This window comes from Bacillus sp. FSL K6-1033 (assembly GCF_038630765.1).
Taxonomy (GTDB): domain Bacteria; phylum Bacillota; class Bacilli; order Bacillales; family Bacillaceae; genus Bacillus; species Bacillus altitudinis.
This window is the reverse complement of record NZ_CP152041.1, coordinates 3,346,653-3,366,822: the sequence shown is the minus strand read 5'-3', so window position 1 is coordinate 3,366,822 and position 20,170 is coordinate 3,346,653. Positions and strand designations below refer to the sequence as shown.

Genomic DNA, 20,170 nt, shown 5'->3' with positions numbered 1-20,170 from the left:
AAGAGGGGGTAGCCTTTGAGCTAACCCCTCTTTTCATGTTTATTTCACTGTTTGTTTAAGAAACTGATTCTTCTTGATAGGCAGACCCAAATTTTCACGAAGGGTATGAGCTGGATAATTCGGTTCGTAATATCCTCTTTCTACTAATATCGGAATGACGTGCTCCGTCCATTCAGATAAACCGCTTGCTAGAATAGGCGCGCCAAAAATAAATCCATCTGCGGCATCTTCTTCGATCCATTGGATCAGCTGGTCTGCCACTTGTTCATAAGTACCGAAAAAAGCACTTTTGGGAGTGGTTACTCGTAGAGCGACTTCTCTTAAGGTCAAGCTTTGTTCTTTCGCCATTTTTTTAATCGATTCAGTTGTGGATTGAAAGCTGTTTGAACCGGCATCACCGATATCAGGAAATGGCTCATCAAGTGGAAATTGACTGAAGTCCAAGTGATCAAAGAACCTGCCCAGGTAATGAAGGGCTTCTTCAATAGAGACCAGATGTTGAATGGCTTCATATTTTTCTTCTGCTTCTTCGACTGTTCTCCCTGTAATCGGGTGGATACCGGGGAAAATTTTGATGTCAGATGGATTTCTGCCCAGCGCTGCGGCTCTATTTTTCACGTCGCGGTAATATGCTTTCGCTTTCTCAAGTGAGTCTGCATTCGTAAATACTGCGTCCGCTTCTTTTGCGGCTAGATCCTTTCCTGCCTCTGACGCACCTGCCTGGAAAATCACCGGTTGCCCTTGTTCAGATCGTTCGATATTCAAAGGACCTTTGACAGAAAAGTGTTTGCCATGATGGTTTAATGTGTGCAGTTTATCCCGATCGAAGAAAACCCCTGTTGATCGATCCCTTAAAAAAGCATCTTCTTCCCATGAGCTCCAAAGGCCGTTCACTACTTTTAGGTATTCTTCTGCAATTTCATACCGAAGTGAATGGCTAGGATGTGGACGAATGATGTGGTTTTCAGCAGAGCCTTCAAGTGGAGAAGTCACAACATTCCATCCGGCCCGCCCTTTACTTAATTTATCTAGGGATGCAAATTGCCGTGCAATGGTAAAGGGCTCACTGTAGGAAGTGGATACAGTGCCCACAAGTCCAATCTTTTTGGTGACCGCAGCAAGAGCGGATAAGATGGTTAATGGTTCAAATCGGTTCAAGAAATGAGGAATTGAATGTTCATGAATATATAAGCCATCTGCGACAAAGACAAAACGGAAACCCGCTGCTTCTGCCTTTTTTGTCATTGCTTGATAATAATCAATGTTCACACTTGCATCTGCTGGAACGGATTCATCCTTCCATGCATTCATATGACCTCCTGGACCATGTAACATCAATCCAAATTGTATGTGCTTTTTTTCAGACATGTGGATCGTCCCTTCTGTTTTGAAATAGCATTGTTTTATGTTCTTCATCATAAGGGAGAATCGCAAAGAAGTATAATTCGTATCAGTAAAGTCTGAATTTATCTTTTCTAATATCAATTTTTGCTTCTTTATATGGTGTGGCTGGGTCTATAACAGCACTTTAGAAAAAGATGGATGTTTACTAAGCGAATGTCCCGGATCAAAAGTTCTGCTTTTTGATAAAATGTGTGTCAAAATATCTGAAAAATTAGTGAAAATGACATGTTTCGACTTTCTTCCTGTATATCCAATTCCCTGTTTTTGACTGAATAGAAGGAAAATGGTGAATTTTCAGTGAATATATAACCTTGTGAAAAACAAAGGAGGGATAGGAATGAAAAAGCGTTCAGTCTTTTTGTCATTTTTATTGGTAGGTAGTTTGTTACCGGGGGTAAGTTCAGCTTCTGCACCAGTTGCAAGTGCAGGTCATGGGCATGATCATGGTCATGCGCCGTTTGAAACACATATTAGTGAAGGGTTGCCAAAGGCAAACGATTTTAAAGATTTGACGAAGGCACCTCCTATTGAAAGAGATGTGACAACAAAGATTTTAGATGAGTCTGGTAAACAGGTAGGGTCTAGAACCTTTAAAGCAAATACAGGAGATTCGATTTCAACAAAAGCTAGTACAGGCAGTCAGAAAGTGACCGTCTATGCAGTAGCTGATGCGCAGTATCGTGCGAAATATAGTGATTGGCAGACGCGCATTGTCAGCATCATTGAGCAAGCGGATGTGACATTTAACCGTGATCATGATGTGGACTTTGTCGTACAAGCCGTAGGGTCTTGGACGTCTTCAGGATCAAATGCATCACAAATTTTGTCTAACCTTCAGCGCAGCTTTGATGGCAGAGGATACGATTTTGTCACAGGATTTACAGCAAATCCAAACTTTGATGCTGGCGGAATCGCTTATGTCTACAATAGTGCACCAAGCGGAAGTGCATTCGCCGTTAACCTTGACCAAGGAACAGCGAATACAGCAAAAGCGGCTACGCATGAATACGGCCATAACTTTGGTTTGCCGCATGATCCTCAAGGAAGCGGAATTGTCTGCTTAATGAATTATGATTATTCTTACACTGTCGATTTCTTCGATGCGGCTCATAAAAATCAAGTGAACCGTAATAAAGCTTGGTACAGATAAGGTAAGAGAAAAAAGGACAAACACCGAAAAAGTGTTTGTCCTTTTTATATGCTTACAGGTCGCTCATTCGCTTTCCTGCTACAGCATAATGTTCTTTTTTCATCTCTTCAATAATGACAGAGACTTTCTCTGCACCTGCGCCTGTTGTTTCAACAACGGCATCTGTGACTTTCTCCACAAGAGCTCTTTTCTGCTCATCTGTTCTTCCTTCAAGCATTTGAACGGTGATAATCGGCATGATGGCAACCTCCTTTTTCCTGTAGTGCTACGCTTCCCTTTAGTTTAAGGGACTTCTTATAGTATACTGAATGAAGTAAATCATTGTATAGAAAGAAAGAGGGATTCATGCCTTTGGACCAATTTCTTGTTTATCCATTAGAACTGATTCCATATGTCGCCATTACGCTTGTTGTGGCTTTTACGATGCACGAGCTGGCGCATGCATATGTTGCGTATCGTTTTGGAGATCCGACAGCTAAAAATCAAGGGAGACTGACGCTCAATCCATTGAAGCACCTTGATATTTTCGGGACGATCTTGATCTTTGTGGCTGGGTTTGGCTGGGCGAGGCCTGTACCTGTGAATCGGTACCATTTCAAAAACCCACGTCTCGCAGGGATATGTGTGTCGATCGCAGGACCTTTAAGCAATTTGGTTTTGGCATTTTTGGGCTTTTGTGTGTATGCGCTTCTTCAGAAATTTGGCGGGGAGTCGCTCATGCGCTTTGAGCCGGGGATCGATTATTTCTTCCAAATCTTTATTAACTTGAACGTGATTTTGTTCCTATTTAACTTATTACCGATTCCGCCGCTGGACGGATATCGTATTATTGAGGATGTTGTCAGTCCCGGCATCCGTGCAAAGATGACGCAATTTGAACAGTATGGGATCATCATTTTCCTCATCTTCGTCATCACACCGCTAGGTCAGTTTGTTTTTGTTCCATTGATCGGAATGCGGGATCAAATCATATACTGGTTTAATCTTATTTTGAAGCCGCTGCTTTAGGAGGTCTAATGAATGGAAGGTAAAAAGAAGAAACCAATTGGTTTTAATATCATTAAAAAAACAGATGCAACGGATGGGCATGGAGGTTTTGGGGCAGGTGCCCTCAGCCTTGATAATATCTCGCCGGTGATCATTGATGTGGAGGAAAAGGAAGCCGTCATTGATATTGGTGCGATGCATGCAAGAAGTGCCGTCGAAAAAGGAATTAAATTTTTAAAAACCAAAGAAGAGGTACCTAACGGAAAACCGTATTGGCTCGTATGGGTGACGATTGACCGTAGAGAAGAAGGGCCATATTATGCAGGAGTCACAGCTTGTGAAATGACAGTTGACCGCTCGATCCGCAGAGGATATAAGTCACTTCCTGAGCATGTGAATTTAATGGATAAATCCATGAAGCGTAAAATCGTTGTCAGTCATATGGATGATGGTTCGAAAAAGGTGCTCGCTGATTTCTTGAAGAGTCACAATGAAGCGTTATGGGAAGCATCTACAGATGAATTAAAAGAAGGATTGGCTGTTCCTGAGTAATTGTGAAATTTTTGTGAAGAATGATGAATGGATACCAATTCCAAGCGTTTTTTCAGTAAACTGGTGTTAAAGCTAGGACATGGAGAATCCCGAGATGCAGATCTCGGGGTTTTTCATGTCCATTTTTAACGTTTCAGCCACTTTTCCCACCATTTCTTAGGCTGTTGATCCTGAGCCGTGTCTTGCTCAGAAGCTTTGTTCCCGGCACCATAGCAGACACCGGTCGGCTCCGTTCCTTCTATAAAATAGGTAAATACCTTTGATTCGCATCCTGGGCCTGCGAGATCACCGGTTTTTGGATTGATATATACGCCTTTTACACCGTCTGGCGGCATGAAGGAGGAGGCTGGCTGATTCGAGAGGGCTGATTCCATAAAGGAAGCCCATATCTTTTTCGCATAGGCGGTTTCTTTGACCGAGTCAATGGTGCGTCCTTTATCATAGCCAGTCCACACACCTGTGACGAGCTGGGGAGAGAAGCCGATCATCCAGCTGTCAGCGCCTGTCGTCCCCGATTTCCCTCCATACGTTCTGGTAAGATCTTTTGAAATGGTACGACCTGTGACACTTGTATAGCCATTTAATTGATGATTGAACATCCCTGACATCATGTCAGTGGTGACAAATGCTGCTTTTTCATCTAGTACTTGCTCTCGTTTTTGTTTCTCCTCAAAGAGTACGTTGCCCTTTGCGTCCGTTACTTTCGTAATAAAGGTTGGCTTGACGCGTTTTCCTCCATTGACAAGCATCGCGTAAGCATTGGTCATTTCGATTGGTTTGACAGGTGAAGTACCTAGCGCAAGTGAAGGCACTTGATCTAGTTTTTCGTGAATCCCAAACGTTTTGCCTGCACGTACAAGCTGTTCCATTCCTAAAAATAGATGGGTTTTGACCGCATAAATGTTATCAGATAGAGCCAAAGCCTGAAGCATCGTAATGCCGTCATTGGCATAATAGCCGTGATAGTTGCTTGGTGAATAAGCGGCGCCGCTTCCTTGCTCATCGAGTTCAAAAACAGTTTCTTCACTGCGCATCACGGTTGCTGGTGTAAACCCATTTTGCAAAGCCATGTAATAGAGAAGCGGTTTCATTGTTGAACCCGGCTGTCTTTTCGCTTGTGTGACCCGATTGAATGGGCTTTTCTCATAATCTCTCCCGCCTATGAGGGCAAGCACATGACCTGTCTGGGGATGAATGGCGGTAAAGCCAATTTGGATACCTGATTCAGAATCCATGATGTTGGTTAAAGTCTTTTCAGCGATTTTTTGTAATTCAGGTTGTAAGGACGTTTCGATATGAAGACCATACGTTTCAATTTGTTCCTCGGTTAAGCCCAGTGTTTGTTTCAGTTCGCGAATCACATCATCATAAAAATACGGGGCCTGCTTTGCTTGCAGCTGCTCTTGTTTGAGCGGGCGATAGGACAGCTTTTCCTTGCTGGCATCAGCAGCCGCTTTTTTCGTAATCATGCCATCCTCTTGCATTTGCCTCAGAATCATATTCTTTCTTGCGCTGGCTTTCTCCTCATTCACATAAGGGGAGTAGAGAGAAGGCCCCTTTGGAATACCGGCAAGCAAGGCAGACTCAGCTAAAGTTAAATTCTTCGCTTTTTTTCCAAAGTAAAGGCGGGATGCCGCTTCCACACCGTATGCGCCGTGGCCATAATAAATGGTGTTCAAGTATCCTTCCAATATCTCATCTTTTGTATAGTTTTGTTCTAAGCGGATGGTGTAAAAGGCTTCATTCCACTTCCGCTTCCAAGTTTTATCATGATCTAAATATAAATTTCGTGCGTACTGCTGGGTGATCGTGCTGGCGCCTTGTACTTTTGCCATTGCACGAATATCTGCCACCGCAGCACCTGCCATTCGTTTCACATCAAAGCCGTGATGCTGATAAAAGGTTTTATCCTCAACCGCGACCACTGCCTGCTGTATATGAGGGGACATGTCCTTTAACGGAACCCAGTATCTCTTTTCTCCAAAGCTCGATTCGCCAAGTTTAGACCCATCGGCTGCATAAATGGTCGTGGATTGGGGAACTTGAACAGAGGGAGCGCCTTGCCACTTAGCTAGTAAAAGAATCGTCAAAAAGACTGTGCCTGCAAATAGAAAAGCGAGCAAGCCGATAAAAAAACAGGCCCGAATCGTTTTCACGGTCATGCGGATTTTTTTATTACTCATGATTGTGTCCATGCAAAGCCCCCATTTTGACGGTTTTTTATCAGTATGGGACAAAGAAAACCGTTTTAAACAGGCGACTGCAAGGGTATGCTTTAAAAATGAAGTTATCTCATGCGGTTCTTTACAATTTGATATGAATCCACTATACTTTTTTCTTGGACAATCGATATAGTCATAGCCGATAAAAGGCACTAACAATAGATGTTTGTTTATTATTGGATGAGAGGAAGATGAACAATGAGCGAACTTTGGTATACAGAGAAGCAAACGAAGAATTTTGGCATTACATTGAAGGTGAACAAAACCCTTCACACAGAACAAACAGATTTTCAGCATTTAGAAATGGTGGAAACAGAAGAGTTTGGTAATATGCTGTTTTTAGACGGTATGGTGATGACATCAGAGAAAGATGAGTTTGTATACCACGAAATGGTGGCACATGTTCCTCTTTTCACTCATCCAAATCCGGAAAATGTTCTTGTCGTAGGCGGAGGAGACGGTGGTGTCATTCGTGAAATCCTGAAGCATCCAAGTGTGAAAAAAGCGACACTTGTTGATATTGATGGCAAGGTCATTGAATACTCGAAGAAGTTCCTTCCTTCAATTGCTGGGAAACTAGACGATCCTCGTGTAGAGGTGAAAGTCGGAGACGGCTTTATGCACATTGCGGAAGCTGACAACGAATATGACGTGATCATGGTTGACTCAACTGAGCCAGTTGGACCAGCTGTGAACCTGTTCTCTAAAGGTTTCTATGCAGGAATCTCAAAAGCACTCAAAGAAGACGGTATTTTCGTTGCACAGACGGACAACCCTTGGTTCACACCTGAGTTAATTACAAATGTACAGCGTGATGTAAAAGAAATTTTCCCGATTACCAAGTTATATACAGCGAATATCCCAACATATCCAAGCGGTCTTTGGACATTTACTATCGGTTCTAAGAAGTATGATCCACTTGCTGTAGAAGACAGCCGCTTCTTTGATATCGATACGAAATATTACACAAAAGAATTGCACAAAGCGGCATTCGTTCTGCCGAAATTTGTGAGCGACTTAATCAAATAAATCAAGCGAAGTGGAAATGCGCAAATGACCGTTTGCGCATTTTTTGAAGCGTAAAAGGAGGAATCTTGTATGAGATTCGACGAGGCTTACTCAGGAAAAGTGTTTATTGGAAGTCATCCGACATGGGAAGATGCGAAAGTCATTTTATACGGGATGCCGATGGATTGGACCGTCAGTTACCGTCCAGGTTCTCGTTTTGGCCCGAACCGTATTCGTGAAGTATCCATTGGATTAGAGGAATACAGCCCTTATTTAGATCGTGAACTGCACGAGGTGCCATTCTTTGATGCTGGCGACATCCCGCTTCCATTTGGCAATGCACAGAAAAGCTTAGATTTAATTGAAGAGTATGTCGACAGCATTTTAGAAAAAGGGAAGTTTCCGTTAGGAATGGGCGGCGAGCATCTTGTGTCTTGGCCGGTTTTCCGTGCGATGTATAAGAAATACCCTGATTTGGCCATCATCCATATGGACGCACATACCGATCTTCGTGAGGAATATGAGGGGGAGCCGCTTTCACATTCGACACCGATTCGTAAAGTTGCAGGACTTATTGGACCTGAAAATGTATACTCTTTCGGCATCCGTTCAGGGATGAAAGAAGAATTTGAATGGGCAAAAGAAGCAGGCATGCACATTTCTAAATTTGAAGTGCTGGAGCCATTGAAGCAAGTATTGCCAAAGCTGAAAGGCCGTCCAGTTTATGTGACAATTGACATCGATGTACTCGACCCGGCACATGCGCCTGGTACTGGAACTGTGGATGCTGGTGGTATTACGTCGAAAGAACTGCTGGCATCTATTCATGCCATTGCTGGTTCTGATGTGCATGTCGTCGGTGCAGATCTTGTAGAGGTAGCGCCTGTATATGATCATTCCGATCAAACGGCGAATACAGCAAGCAAACTTTTACGTGAAATGCTGCTTGGTTTTGTGAAATAACATTGATAGAGGAGCTTGTCATCTCATATGGACAAGCTCTTTTTTTACATTGGTGACATGATAAAGGAGGCAGGTCGTGTTTTCTTCTGTATTGATGGTATTACTCGCTTTATGTGTGTTAGCGGCAGGCTTTCTTACGCTGAAAAGAGAGCTTGTAGCGAGTCCGCCCACGTTCACCTCGAAAAAAGAGGCGAAGGATGAGATGGTTCATCTGTTTCAGGATCGAGGCTTTTTCTATCTCACTGGCATAGCGCTGTTTATGCTATTTGTTTATAAGCAAGGGCATCTTCTCCCATTTGATTTCTTTCAGGCATTTTTGGCAAGTTCAGGTATCCAAGCACTGTTTTATCTCATCAATCGAAAAAGCGCAGGGCTCAAGACTGGACTCGTGATAGGCGTGAGCTTCATTTTTCTTTTTTTCTAAAGAGACATGTGAAGATCAAAAAGGGGGTTTCATCCACACGAAGATGAGAAATGATGGGATGATAGGCAATCGGGATTATGGTATACTATTTTAGTTAAACGGGTCTTAGCAAAGGAAGTGCAAAATGACACAAAACCAAATTTCAATTCATGTAAAGTCAGTGATGAAACCAGAGACGGAACCGGCTGAAACGATCGAATTCCGAACAACTGGAACGTATCAAGAGAAGAATGACAAAACGTATCTCACTTACCATGAAGAACATGAAATGGGTCAAGTAAAAACTGTTGTCAAAATAAGTGAAAAAGAAATTTTTGTCATGAGATCAGGTGCAATTCAAATGAAGCAGCGCTTTCTCACTGGAGAAACGACCGTGACACATTACACGATGCCATTTGGCACACTTCAGCTCGATGTACACACACATGGTATTGATCTTGATGTAGACAATGGGCTTCTACACATTACATACGATATGCTGACAGGTGAAGATCAAAAGCATTTACATACATTATCGATTTCATATAAGGAGGATTTACGTTCATGAATATCGCAGAACAGGTCAAAGATGCGTTAAAAGAAGAAATCATTGCGGCAGTCGTCAAAGCAGGACTTGCTGATGAAAGCCAGGTGCCGGATGTTCTTTTGGAAGTGCCAAAAGACAAAACTCACGGTGATTATTCCACCAATATGGCGATGCAGCTTGCCCGCATTGCGAAAAAAGCACCTCGTCAAATCGCCGAGGACATCGTCAATGCGTTTGATAAAGGCAAAGCGTCAATTGAAAAACTGGATATTGCAGGTCCAGGATTCATCAACTTTTATATGAACAATCAATATTTAACGAAACTGATTCCGGCAGTTCTTGAAGCAAAAGAGGCTTATGGCGAAACGAATACAGGCGGCGGTCAAAAAGTGCAAGTCGAATTCGTCTCAGCCAACCCAACAGGTGACCTTCACCTTGGACATGCCCGTGGCGCAGCTGTAGGAGATTCTCTTTGCAACATCCTTGATAAAGCAGGCTTCGACGTGAGCCGTGAATACTATATCAACGATGCAGGCAATCAGATCAATAACCTTGCTCTATCTGTAGAAGTACGTTACTTTGAGGCGCTCGGTCTTGAAAAAGAAATGCCAGAGGACGGGTACAGAGGAGAAGACATCAAAGGCATCGGGCAGAAACTTGCGGATGAATTTGGTGACCGTTTCGTGCATGAATCAGAAGAAGAGCGTATGAAATTTTTCCGTGAGTACGGTTTAAAATATGAACTAGAAAAACTACGTGTCGACCTAGAGAATTTCCGTGTCCCATTTGATGTGTGGTATTCTGAAACGTCTTTATATGAAAACGGAAAAATCGAACCAGCGCTAGAAACACTTCGCGCTAAAGGCTATGTCTTTGAAGAAGACGGCGCAACATGGTTACGTTCAACTGATTTTGGTGATGACAAGGACCGTGTCCTGATTAAAAAAGATGGCAGCTTCACGTACTTGCTTCCAGATATCGCATATCACAAAGACAAATTGGATAGAGGTTTTGACCAGCTCATCAACATTTGGGGAGCGGATCATCACGGCTACATTCCTCGAATGAAAGCGGCAATCCAAGCACTCGGATATCCAGCGGACAAACTGGAAGTCGAAATCATTCAGCTCGTTCACCTTTACAAAAACGGTGAAAAGATGAAGATGAGTAAACGTACAGGTAAAGCCGTCACAATGCGTGACTTGATTGAAGAAGTAGGCTTAGACGCCACTCGTTATTTCTTTGCGATGAGAAGTGCGGCGACACATATGGACTTTGACCTAGACTTAGCGATTTCTACGTCTAACGAAAACCCTGTGTACTACGCACAATATGCACATGCGAGAATTTGCAGCATGCTGCGTCAAGGGGAAGAAAAAGGCTACGAGCCAAACCTTGAAAAAGCAGATTTCTCTCACATTCAGTCGGATAAAGAATACGATCTTCTGAAAATCATCGGCAGCTTCCCAGAAGTTGTAGCAGAAGCAGCAGAAAAACGTATTCCGCACCGCGTTACAAACTATATCTATGATCTAGCATCAGCCCTTCACAGCTTCTACAATGCCGAAAAGGTCATTGATGTTGAAAATGAAACAAAAACAACAGCACGTCTATCGCTCATGAAAGCAACACAAATCACGCTTGCGAATGCATTAAAACTCATTGGCGTATCTGCACCGGAAAAAATGTAATGCAAAAAGCCCCGCTCTATTTTATGAGCGGGGCTTCTTTATATAAAAAACCCGCTATTCTCGAGAGATAGCGGGTTTTGAAAAATTAACCAAGCGTATTAATGATGTTAGAAATAGAATCAAATAATTGGCTAAGTACATCAGAGAACATAGAGCATATCCTCCTTTCAGAAAGCATGTAGTATGTGCGTGTCATAGGAATTACCCAAGTGTGTTAATAATGTTAGAAATAGAATCAAATAATTGGCTAAGTACATCAGAAAACATAGTTTGTATCCTCCCTTCGGCAAGCATGTAGTATGTGTGCGTTAATGGAATTATCCAAGTGTATTAATAATGTTAGAGATAGAATCGAATAATTGGCTAAGTACATCAGAAAACATAGTTTGTATCCTCCCTTCGGCAAGCATGTAGTATGTGTGCGTTAATGGGATTATCCAAGTGTATTAATAATGTTAGAGATAGAATCGAATAATTGGCTAAGTACATCAGAGAACATGTTTTTGCCTCCTCTCTTTTCTTTTTACATCTACTTAACGAAGGGGATGAAGGATTGGATCACTTTTTCTAAAAAAATTTTTAAAAAAGAATCGTTGGCATAGAAAAAGCACCCCCATATGTTGGTGCTTTTTAGGTTTTATTTATGCATGAACACGCCATTGTATTTGTCCGCCGTCGCAGGAGAGCTCGGCACTCCCGCCAATCGGCAAGGTGAAGACCGGCTGTGTATGTCCGATATCGACATCGTAAATCACTGGAATGTGTTGAAGCATTGGGTGCTTATCTAGAATGAACCTCAAATGTTCCTCTGTCATCTTGGATTTCTTTTGAAAACGTCCGATGATTAACCCTTTAATGGATTCGGCATGCTGCAAAAGCGAGGCAAGGTCTCTGGCGAATGTTTCAGGAAAGACCAAGTCATCATCTTCTACAAATAAGATGGCATCCTTGATGCGAGGCATAAAGGGTGTCCCTTGCAGTAAGTTCAGTGTACAAAGATTTCCGCCATATAAGGTGCCTTCAGCAGTTCCTTCCTGATAAATCCCCCATGTTGTCGGATGAAACTGCCTATTTACTTGATCAAGATACCACGCATCATCACTCCACTTTGTAGAAGGGGTGACATCAAATGGCTCGCTGCTCATCACGCACGCTTGAAACATGGCTGTCTGCTCCTCTTGTCCTTGTTCCATTTGGAAACTGGAGAAATGAGGGCCTGAGTACGTCACCATGTCACATTTGGCGGTAATGGCGTTTGCAAGTGCGGTAATATCACTGTAGCCGCAAAGAACTTTTGGGTGTTGACGAATCAAATCATAATCTATATAAGGCAAGAGCTCATTGCAGTTAAAGCCGCCGATTGCTGTCAAAATGCCGTCGACTTCATCATTTGAGAATGCCTCATGTAGATCAGATAAACGGTGTTCAATAGAAGAAGAGGAATGCAGATCACATTCAAACACGTGTTGTCCAAAAGAAACAGTGAACCCTAATGCCTCTAAACGTTTTTTCGCCTGAGCTATTCCTTCTTCTGATAAAATGCTGGCACTTCGGCTTGGAGCAATTACCCGAATGTGGCTTCCCTTTTTTAAAGCAGATGGTGTACGCATAAGTCATTCGTCCTTTCCTTCACATATTTTCCATTATATCGGATCAAAACGCTCCAGTCTGTAAAAGCTAAAAGAAAGCAGCAAACCGTGCGTTTCAGACGAGCTGTGCAAAGGGTATGGAAAAGAAAAAGACAGAATGAGGGCGGAGAATGTGAAAAAGAGGAGACTGGAATTTCTATTTTTATATTTCATGATATTTGGGGCATATGTGGTGTTTTGGTGGCCGGTTCCAGCGTGGGGTTTTCAGCTTTACGCAGCTAGTTATATCGCCATCATTTTATTTAGTATTATTTCGCTTATGCTAGAGAACCGGACATCACAGCACACGCTGTTATGGATGTATGTACTGATCTTTTTCCCGATCATCGGCTATATGTTTTATTTGTTCTCGGGGCAGCTTTATGTCAAAGGACATTTGTTTAAATCAAAGAGAATGTATAACCGAGAAAAATTACGCAGAATATCAGAGCTTGAGAGTAAGCCGGATGAGACGCGTTTAACCGATAATCAGCGTGCTTTTTTTCATTACACAGAAAAAGCGACAGGGATGCATGTAAATACAAATAGTGATATGGAGATTTTAAAGAATGGAGAGGAAACCTTTCCTCGTATTTTTGAAGAATTAAAAAAGGCAAAAACGTTCATCCATATAGAATATTACATGTTCAAATCTGATTTCCTCGGTCACCGGATGATGGAGATCCTGATTGAAAAAGTGAAAGAAGGAGTAGAGGTTCGATTCATCTATGATGCGGCTGGCAGCATTCGCTTCTCACGAAAAGATATTAAACGATTGAAGCAGGCAGGGATAAAGGTCGCTCCTTTTCTACCATTAAAATATGGATTCTTTAATCAAAAATTCAATTTCCGAAATCACCGAAAAATCGTGATTATTGATGGAGAAACAGGATTTGTTGGCGGGCTCAATGTCGGGAAGGAATATGTAGGACGCGATGAAAACATCGGCTTTTGGCGTGACACGCATACGATGTTAAAGGGTGAAGCCGTTCAGACACTTCACTCCATATTTATGCTGGACTGGGAGTATGTATCAGATGAAGTGTTAATTGATGATCCGAAGTATCACACCCCGCATCCTGTGACAGGAGAAGATGTCATTCAGGTCGTGCCGACTGGACCTGATATGAAGGAAAGTATGAGTGATTTATATGACGCACTCATTTCGAATGCACAGCAATTTGTTTGGATTGCGACGCCTTATTTTGTCCCAAATGAATCTATTCGCACAGCGTTAAAAATTGCGGCCACAAGAGGGGTGGATGTGCGGGTGATGGTGCCTGAGATTAATGATGGATTTCTCACGCAATACGCCACACGATCTTATTTTTCTGAGCTCTTGAAAGAGGGCATCAAGGTGTATCACTATCAAAAAGGATTCATGCATCAAAAGGTCATGATTGCAGATGGAGAACTTGCCTCTGTCGGAACGGCCAATGTTGATATGAGAAGCTTCCAACTCAATTTTGAGGTCAATGTCTTTACAGCGGCAAAGAAACCGATCGAGCAATTGATGGCTCATTATGAGGAAGATATGAAAGAATGTGAGCAAATGGGGCCGGTTCATTTTTATAAAAGGGGCTTAAAGGAACGTTTAAAGGAATCGTTTGCACGATTGTTTTCAGGTGTATTGTGAGGGTTTCCAGGGAAATAAATCATTTCCTGATCTAGTATTTCGATAATGATTCCTCTATAATTGAAAATGATTATCAATTATAGAGGAAGTGAGGTTCTTTTACATATGCTAAAACGCTTTTTTGCCTATTACAGGCCCTATCGCGGTCTGTTCTTTTTAGATTTCTTTTGCGCTGTTGCCGTTGGGCTCATGGAACTAGGTTTCCCGCTCATCGTGAACTACTTCATTGATACATTATTACCAACAGGGAACTGGACGGTCATTGCCTGGACCGCACTTGCGCTGTTTGTCATTTACGCACTCAGCTCAGTGATGCAATTTATCGTGTCATATTGGGGGCACATGCTTGGCATTAACATTGAGACCGATATGAGAAAAAAGCTATTTGATCATTTTCAGCGTCTGTCCTTCAAATTTTTCGATAACAACAAAACAGGTAAACTCATGTCACGGATGACAAATGACCTCATGTACATTGGTGAGGTGGCTCATCACGGACCTGAGGATTTGTTTATTGCGATTATGACCATTCTTGGCGCCTTTGCCGTCATGCTCATGATTAACTGGCAGCTTGCCATTTTAACCTTCTTGATTATGCCAGTCATCATCTGGTTAGCCCTTCATTTTAATAAAAAAATGACACAGGCGATTACACAACTCAACAATGACATTGGAGATTTTCATGCAAGGGTTGAAAATAATATTGGCGGTATTCGTCTTGTTCAAGCCTTTGCAAATGAACATTTTGAGAAAAAGCGCTTTGCTGAAAATAACAACCGCTTTCGAAAAGCGAAACTTCTTTCCTATAAAATTATGTCAGTTAACGGATCAATCAGCTATATTCTCACAAGGCTTGTGACGCTGTTTGTCCTTCTGGCAGGTACTTGGTTTGTTCTTCAAGGTCAATTAACGGCAGGCGGATTTATCGCCTTTGTCTTGATCACAAATGTGTTATTCAGACCCATTGATAAGATCAACACGGTGATTGAAATGTATCCAAAAGGCATTGCCGGTTTTAAAAGCTATGTCGATTTGCTTGAAACAGAGCCAGATGTGAAGGATACAGAAGGAGCACGTGATATTTACGGCTTGAAAGGTGAAATTGAGTATCGAGACGTGACATTTGGCTACGATGAGCACAGTCATGTATTGAAGGATATCAACTTAAAGATCAAACAAGGGGAAACTGTTGCGTTTGTCGGGCCTTCAGGAGCGGGGAAATCGACCATTTGCAGTCTGCTGCCTCGTTTTTATGATGTGGACGAAGGAGACATCACCATTGATGGTGTGAGCACAAAATCGATGACCTTGTCCTCTTTAAGACAGCAGATTGGCATTGTGCAGCAGGATGTGTTTTTATTCTCAGGCACCATTCGTGAGAATATTGCGTACGGCAACCTAGAAGCGAGTGATGCAGACATTTGGGAGGCGGTGCGACGTGCCCATTTAGAGGAGCTCGTTCAGCGTTTCCCAGAAGGGTTGAATACGGTCATTGGTGAACGCGGCGTTAAGCTATCCGGCGGTCAAAAGCAACGCCTGTCAATTGCACGGATGTTTTTGAAAAACCCGTCTATTCTTATTTTGGATGAAGCGACGTCAGCACTTGATACAGAAACAGAAAAAGCGATCCAAGACGCACTAAGCGAACTGGCAGTCGGCAGGACGACACTCGTCATTGCTCACCGCCTTGCGACAATTAAACATGCAGACCGAATCATCGTCGTGACAGAGGAAGGCATTGAAGAACAAGGCCGCCATCAAGACTTAATCCAAATGGGCGGCGTCTATAGCAGACTGCATGAAGCGCAGTTTGGTCATTGAAGAGAAGTGATTGAATGAGTCCAGTTATTAAGCTGGGCTCTTTTTGATAGGATAAAATCTTCTTTTCCATTTAAATGGAATGTTGATATACGATAAGGCAATTGGATTCAAAAGGAGAGGATGGCTTGGGTGAAACGGCAAAAACAGTCATGATCAAAAGCATTCACTATGTGACGCTCGTTGGCTTATTTATCTTAATCATTCCCGCTGGACTCAATCCAGTCTTTTTTTATGTGGGAATGATTTTGTTTGGCATCAATACTGGAGTGAACATCATAGGTAGTTCTCTGAGCAGAAAAAAGATATTTGCGATGCTGGCCATCAGTTTTGCTGTCATATTGTTTGGGCTGTTTAAGCTCTTATATTAAATCTGAGCCCTTTTGAAAAAGGGCTTTTTTTGCTAGGATAGTAAAAACTCGTGTAGGAAGGATCTGATGGAATGAAGGGGCTTCGGCATTTACAGAAGGGCGATAAAATAGGTATTTATTCTCCTTCAAGTCCAGCATCTGCTACCTCGCCTCTTAGGTATGAGCGGGCGAAGGAATGGCTTGAACAAAAAGGATTCATTGTAGTACCAGGATCATTAACAGGGAAAGAGGATCACTATCGTTCGGGAACGATTCAAGAACGAGCAGCTGAGCTGAATGAGCTGATGGCGAGAGAAGATTTGTCCTGTATCATGTCGATGATTGGGGGGACGAACTCGAATAGTTTGCTGCCTTATCTTGATTTTGAGCTGCTGAAGAAGCATCCGAAAATCATGATTGGTTATTCAGATGCGACGGCGATTCTTTTAGCGGCTTATGAAAAAACGGGTCTGCCTGTTTTTTACGGGCCTGCACTTGTGCCGTCTTTTGGAGAGTTTGAACCATTTGTTAATCATACATATCGATCTTTCGAGGACATTCTCATTCATCCGCAGCCCATCCCATATCAGGTGAAAAAACCGCCCTTCTGGACGGACGAACGGATCAACTGGGAAGAGAAAATACGAGAAAAAGAAAAACGTCCAAACGATTGGATGTGCGTCATTGAAGGGCAGGCAGAAGGCAGACTGATCGGCGGGAACCTAAATGCCATGTATGGCATATGGGGAAGTGAATTCATGCCTCAAATCCAAAAAGGCGATATCCTTCTCATTGAAGATTGTATGAAAACCGCCTCCACCGTCGAAAAGAACTTCTCTCTGTTAAAGATAAATGGTGTGTTTGAACGGGTATCTGGTATCCTCTTAGGGAAACATGAGCTGTTTGATGATGAAGGAACGGGCAAAAGGCCGCACGATCTTTTACTTGAAGTACTGGGAGATACAAAGAGGCCGCTCATCGCGGAATTTGACAGTGCCCATACGCATCCGATGCTCACGATGCCAATCGGTACACAAGTAAAAATGAATGCATCGTCAGGTGAGGTTTGGCTGACAGAAGCATGGATATAAGAAAAAGAGGTGCTCACGAATGCGCAATTTGCTCCGCTCCTCGTCCTTCCTAGACGTCAAAGGTTTTCTATCACACTGAAAAGAAGATAAAGGGCTAAAATAAATTTTATTTTAGCCCTTTATCAACAATCTAGAGCAGCCTTAAGACTGCCTTTACGAAGCATGTTCTTTTTCAAATGGCTGAAGAAGGTCTTGTGCCTCTTTTCCTTCTACCACGATTAAATAGTCTGATTCTAAATGAGTAAGCCTAAAGGTTTCTAGCTCTACGATGTTCTTAATGTTGCACATTGTTTTTTTAGAATATACATATAAACGATGTTGAGCGTGCTGGCACTTTTCGTATAGAGAAATAAGCTTATGTAAATTCAATGCTTTCGCAGCAATTCGGATTGAATAGATTTGTGACATCTTCATATCCTCCTGTTAAATACTTTCTCACAATAGCTTTGTTACCCCCGTTGTGATAGAGGTAAACCTTTCTCTACGATTTCCACTCAATGGTGCCTCCGCCCGTCCGCCGATTGCCTCTGATCGCTGACAGTTCTTCAACAAGACGGAGCAAAGCCTGATCCTTTTTCTTTGCCTCAATCATAAAATCCACATCACGACCATACGACTTTAAAGCTTGAAAAAGTGGCAATACAAAGGACATCTCCACTCCATCCGCATGGCTTCGTATCGTCTTTTCTGATTTTGGTGAGGATAAGTGGATTTTAGGCGGTATGCCAGTGTTTGCCCACGTGTCAAACATTCTTGGCAAAATGTCATCAAGTGCCGCATCATCATCTTTGTTTGCAATGTGATGGTGGTAATCAAATACAAACGGGATGCCATGCTTTTCACAAACATCAAGCGTTTCTAATGACGTATAGGTTTTGTCATCATTTTCAAGCGTCATTCTCGCCTTGATATGTGCAGGAAGCTGCTTTATATTTTCATCAAAACGCTGTAAAGCAGATGCCTTGTCGCCATATGCACCTCCGACATGAATGTTCATATAGCCTTCCTTTTCAAGCTCCATGGCCTCAAGCATTTCATAATGATAGGTCATATCAATGACGGCGTTTTCTGTAATGGAAGGTTTTGGACTTGTGAACAAAGTAAATTGATTGGGGTGAAAGCTCACTCGTAATCCGTGCCGCTTTACGAGTTGACCAATCTCTAGAAATTCTTTGCGAAAGGGTGTCACAAAGTCCCACCGCACCTCAGGATGGGTGGCGAGCGGGACAATCGAGCTTGAAAAACGGTAAAGCGGAATATCATGGGCAATCGCAAAATAAAGCGTTCTTAATGTATTGACGAGGTTGGCTTTCGTCGTTCGCAATAGAGCCTCTGTCCTCTCTTCCTTTGAGAGCTTACTGTATCTTGCAAAGGTCAGCGACTTGGCAGGTGAAGCTTCCCATAAAGTGACGGCGTTGGATACATAACCAAATCGATAACGCATAGGTCAACTCCTTTATAAAAAATACGAGAACAGGGCGCCTATCCACTCAATTGGTCGCGTGAGAAGTGGGCGTTGTTTGTATTTTTCTTCAGTCATCAGTTCTGACACTTCCATGTGTTCACGAATCTTTTCCTCTACATGTGCGGTGAAGGCGGGATCATCAATGGCCACATCCACTTCTTCGTTGAAAAACAAACTTCGTTTATCAAAGTTCGCTGTACTGATCATACAACGGCTATGATCGATGAGAATGGCTTTCGCATGATAAAACCCTTTATAAAAACGATACACAAGACATCCAGCAGCAATCAGATCTTTCAAATAATGAAATCCAGCTTCTTTCACAAGCGGGTGATCTGCCTTCATTGGGATGATGATGTCGACAGTCACGCCTCGCTTCCGTGCGTCAAGAAGGGCGCTTAGAAGAGGAGCGGATGGAATAAAATAGGGCGTGCAGATGGTGATTTGCTTTCTCGCCTGTTGAATATCGTGAAGAAATAAGGCTTCTAAAGAAAAACCTGCCGTCGCACGTGTAGTGCACTGTAATGTTCCCGGTTCCAGTGTAGGAAAAACCTCGTATTGCAGCTGGTGAATACCAGATGACCGGTACAAATCATTCAGAAACACGTGCTGGAGGTCTGCGACAACCTGTCCTGTCATGCGCAGGTGATAGTCTTTCCAAATGCCAAACCTGCCGTTTTTCCCTACATATTCATCGCCGATATTAAACCCGCCAATGTAGCCGATCTTCCCATCGATCACCGTGATCTTCCGGTGATTTCTCATGTTCAAGCGATAAATGAAAAAAGGAAAACGTGGTTTGTTTAAAAAGTAAAATTGAATGCCGCTTTTTTCGAGCATCTGAATGGATGTTTGATCAAATGGATAGGAGCCTAACCGATCAGTGAGCAAAAAAACCGAAACACCTTGCTCTGCTTTCGCTTTAAGTGCTTGCAGAATCCTTTGCCCAATCTTGTCGTTCTTTACAATAAAGAACATCATATGAATAGAAGAAGAGGCTTGCTGTATATCCGTAAGCAACTGATCAAACAGTGGTTCGCCATCATGATAAAAAACTGCATCGCCGCTTGTTTGGTCAAAAGACCGTTCAAAAGCATGGGTAGAAAAATATTTTCTCCCTATATAAAGATCTAGCCTGACGAGTAGAACAATGACGAAGACGACGAGTAGAATGATCCATGCGATCATGAAGGTTCCTCCTTTTTTACATATGACGATAGTGTACCCAAATGGGCAAAAAATATTGACTGAATAC

Annotated in this window: 19 protein-coding genes; 12 read left to right on the top strand and 7 right to left on the bottom strand. The window is 42.6% G+C overall.

The window, feature by feature from the left end:
• Positions 1-39: 39 nt before the first annotated feature.
• Positions 40-1,368 (bottom strand): LLM class flavin-dependent oxidoreductase, encoded by a 1,329-nt coding sequence (locus MHH31_RS17265; protein ID WP_342495027.1) that lies wholly within the window; start codon positions 1,366-1,368, stop codon positions 40-42.
• A gap of 373 nt (positions 1,369-1,741) precedes the next feature.
• Here MHH31_RS17265 and MHH31_RS17260 point away from each other — a divergent pair, with 373 nt between their 5' ends.
• The gene (locus tag MHH31_RS17260; RefSeq protein WP_024719439.1) at positions 1,742-2,554 is read left to right on the top strand and encodes a zinc-dependent metalloprotease; all 813 of its coding nucleotides are present in this window, start codon (positions 1,742-1,744) and stop codon (positions 2,552-2,554) included.
• 52 nt (positions 2,555-2,606) lie between these two features.
• Here MHH31_RS17260 and MHH31_RS17255 read toward each other — a convergent pair whose 3' ends face one another.
• Entirely contained in the window at positions 2,607-2,792 is a 186-nt protein-coding gene (locus tag MHH31_RS17255) for a 2-hydroxymuconate tautomerase (protein ID WP_008343530.1), read from the bottom strand.
• Between the two features lie 107 nt (positions 2,793-2,899).
• Between MHH31_RS17255 and MHH31_RS17250 the strand changes: the two genes are divergently transcribed.
• Positions 2,900-3,562 (top strand): site-2 protease family protein, encoded by a 663-nt coding sequence (locus MHH31_RS17250; RefSeq protein ID WP_047945771.1) that lies wholly within the window; start codon positions 2,900-2,902, stop codon positions 3,560-3,562.
• A 12-nt stretch (positions 3,563-3,574) separates the two neighbouring features.
• Positions 3,575-4,093: a YwhD family protein gene (locus MHH31_RS17245; protein ID WP_007497712.1), complete on the top strand. Its 519-nt coding sequence runs from the start codon at positions 3,575-3,577 to the stop codon at positions 4,091-4,093.
• Positions 4,094-4,218: 125 nt separating this feature from the next.
• Here the strand turns inward: MHH31_RS17245 and MHH31_RS17240 are convergent, their stop codons facing one another.
• Complete coding sequence (locus tag MHH31_RS17240) at positions 4,219-6,288, bottom strand: transglycosylase domain-containing protein (protein ID WP_342495026.1); 2,070 nt, start codon at positions 6,286-6,288, stop codon at positions 4,219-4,221.
• A 225-nt stretch (positions 6,289-6,513) separates the two neighbouring features.
• Here MHH31_RS17240 and speE point away from each other — a divergent pair, with 225 nt between their 5' ends.
• The 5 genes from speE (at position 6,514) to argS (ending at position 10,927) form a co-directional block, all read left to right on the top strand.
• Positions 6,514-7,344, top strand: a complete 831-nt coding sequence (gene speE / locus MHH31_RS17235; RefSeq protein WP_017360074.1) for a spermidine synthase — start codon at positions 6,514-6,516, stop codon at positions 7,342-7,344.
• Between the two features lie 69 nt (positions 7,345-7,413).
• Positions 7,414-8,286 (top strand): agmatinase, encoded by an 873-nt coding sequence (speB, locus tag MHH31_RS17230; RefSeq protein ID WP_017360073.1) that lies wholly within the window; start codon positions 7,414-7,416, stop codon positions 8,284-8,286.
• Positions 8,287-8,362: 76 nt separating this feature from the next.
• Complete coding sequence (locus MHH31_RS17225; RefSeq protein ID WP_342495025.1) at positions 8,363-8,710, top strand: hypothetical protein; 348 nt, start codon at positions 8,363-8,365, stop codon at positions 8,708-8,710.
• A gap of 124 nt (positions 8,711-8,834) precedes the next feature.
• Complete coding sequence (locus MHH31_RS17220; protein ID WP_008343509.1) at positions 8,835-9,257, top strand: DUF1934 family protein; 423 nt, start codon at positions 8,835-8,837, stop codon at positions 9,255-9,257.
• Positions 9,254-10,927, top strand: coding sequence for an arginine--tRNA ligase (gene argS, locus MHH31_RS17215; protein WP_008343507.1), 1,674 nt, complete (start codon positions 9,254-9,256; stop codon positions 10,925-10,927). Before MHH31_RS17220 ends, argS begins: the two co-directional genes overlap by 4 nt.
• 641 nt (positions 10,928-11,568) lie before the next feature.
• Here the strand turns inward: argS and MHH31_RS17210 are convergent.
• On the bottom strand, positions 11,569-12,537 hold the full coding sequence (locus MHH31_RS17210) for a S66 peptidase family protein (protein ID WP_163116002.1): 969 nt from the start codon (positions 12,535-12,537) through the stop codon (positions 11,569-11,571).
• A 151-nt stretch (positions 12,538-12,688) separates the two neighbouring features.
• Between MHH31_RS17210 and cls (MHH31_RS17205) the strand changes: the two genes are divergently transcribed.
• From cls (MHH31_RS17205) to MHH31_RS17190, 4 genes are all read left to right on the top strand, one after another.
• A complete protein-coding gene (cls, locus tag MHH31_RS17205) occupies positions 12,689-14,191 on the top strand; it encodes a cardiolipin synthase (protein ID WP_025208143.1) in 1,503 nt (500 codons plus the stop codon).
• 105 nt (positions 14,192-14,296) lie between these two features.
• A complete protein-coding gene (locus MHH31_RS17200; RefSeq protein WP_144679090.1) occupies positions 14,297-16,012 on the top strand; it encodes an ABC transporter ATP-binding protein in 1,716 nt (571 codons plus the stop codon).
• Between the two features lie 125 nt (positions 16,013-16,137).
• Positions 16,138-16,380, top strand: coding sequence for a hypothetical protein (locus MHH31_RS17195; RefSeq protein WP_342495024.1), 243 nt, complete (start codon positions 16,138-16,140; stop codon positions 16,378-16,380).
• 71 nt (positions 16,381-16,451) lie between these two features.
• Positions 16,452-17,450 carry a S66 peptidase family protein gene (locus tag MHH31_RS17190; RefSeq protein WP_342495023.1) on the top strand — a complete coding sequence of 333 codons (999 nt, stop codon included), beginning with the start codon at positions 16,452-16,454 and terminating at the stop codon, positions 17,448-17,450.
• 153 nt (positions 17,451-17,603) lie between these two features.
• Here MHH31_RS17190 and MHH31_RS17185 read toward each other — a convergent pair whose 3' ends face one another.
• From MHH31_RS17185 to cls (MHH31_RS17175), 3 genes are all read right to left on the bottom strand, one after another.
• Complete coding sequence (locus MHH31_RS17185) at positions 17,604-17,858, bottom strand: hypothetical protein (protein WP_017360064.1); 255 nt, start codon at positions 17,856-17,858, stop codon at positions 17,604-17,606.
• 73 nt (positions 17,859-17,931) lie between these two features.
• Complete coding sequence (uvsE, locus tag MHH31_RS17180) at positions 17,932-18,894, bottom strand: UV DNA damage repair endonuclease UvsE (protein WP_342495022.1); 963 nt, start codon at positions 18,892-18,894, stop codon at positions 17,932-17,934.
• 12 nt (positions 18,895-18,906) lie between these two features.
• On the bottom strand, positions 18,907-20,103 hold the full coding sequence (gene cls / locus MHH31_RS17175) for a cardiolipin synthase (protein WP_144679093.1): 1,197 nt from the start codon (positions 20,101-20,103) through the stop codon (positions 18,907-18,909).
• Positions 20,104-20,170 lie beyond the last annotated feature (67 nt).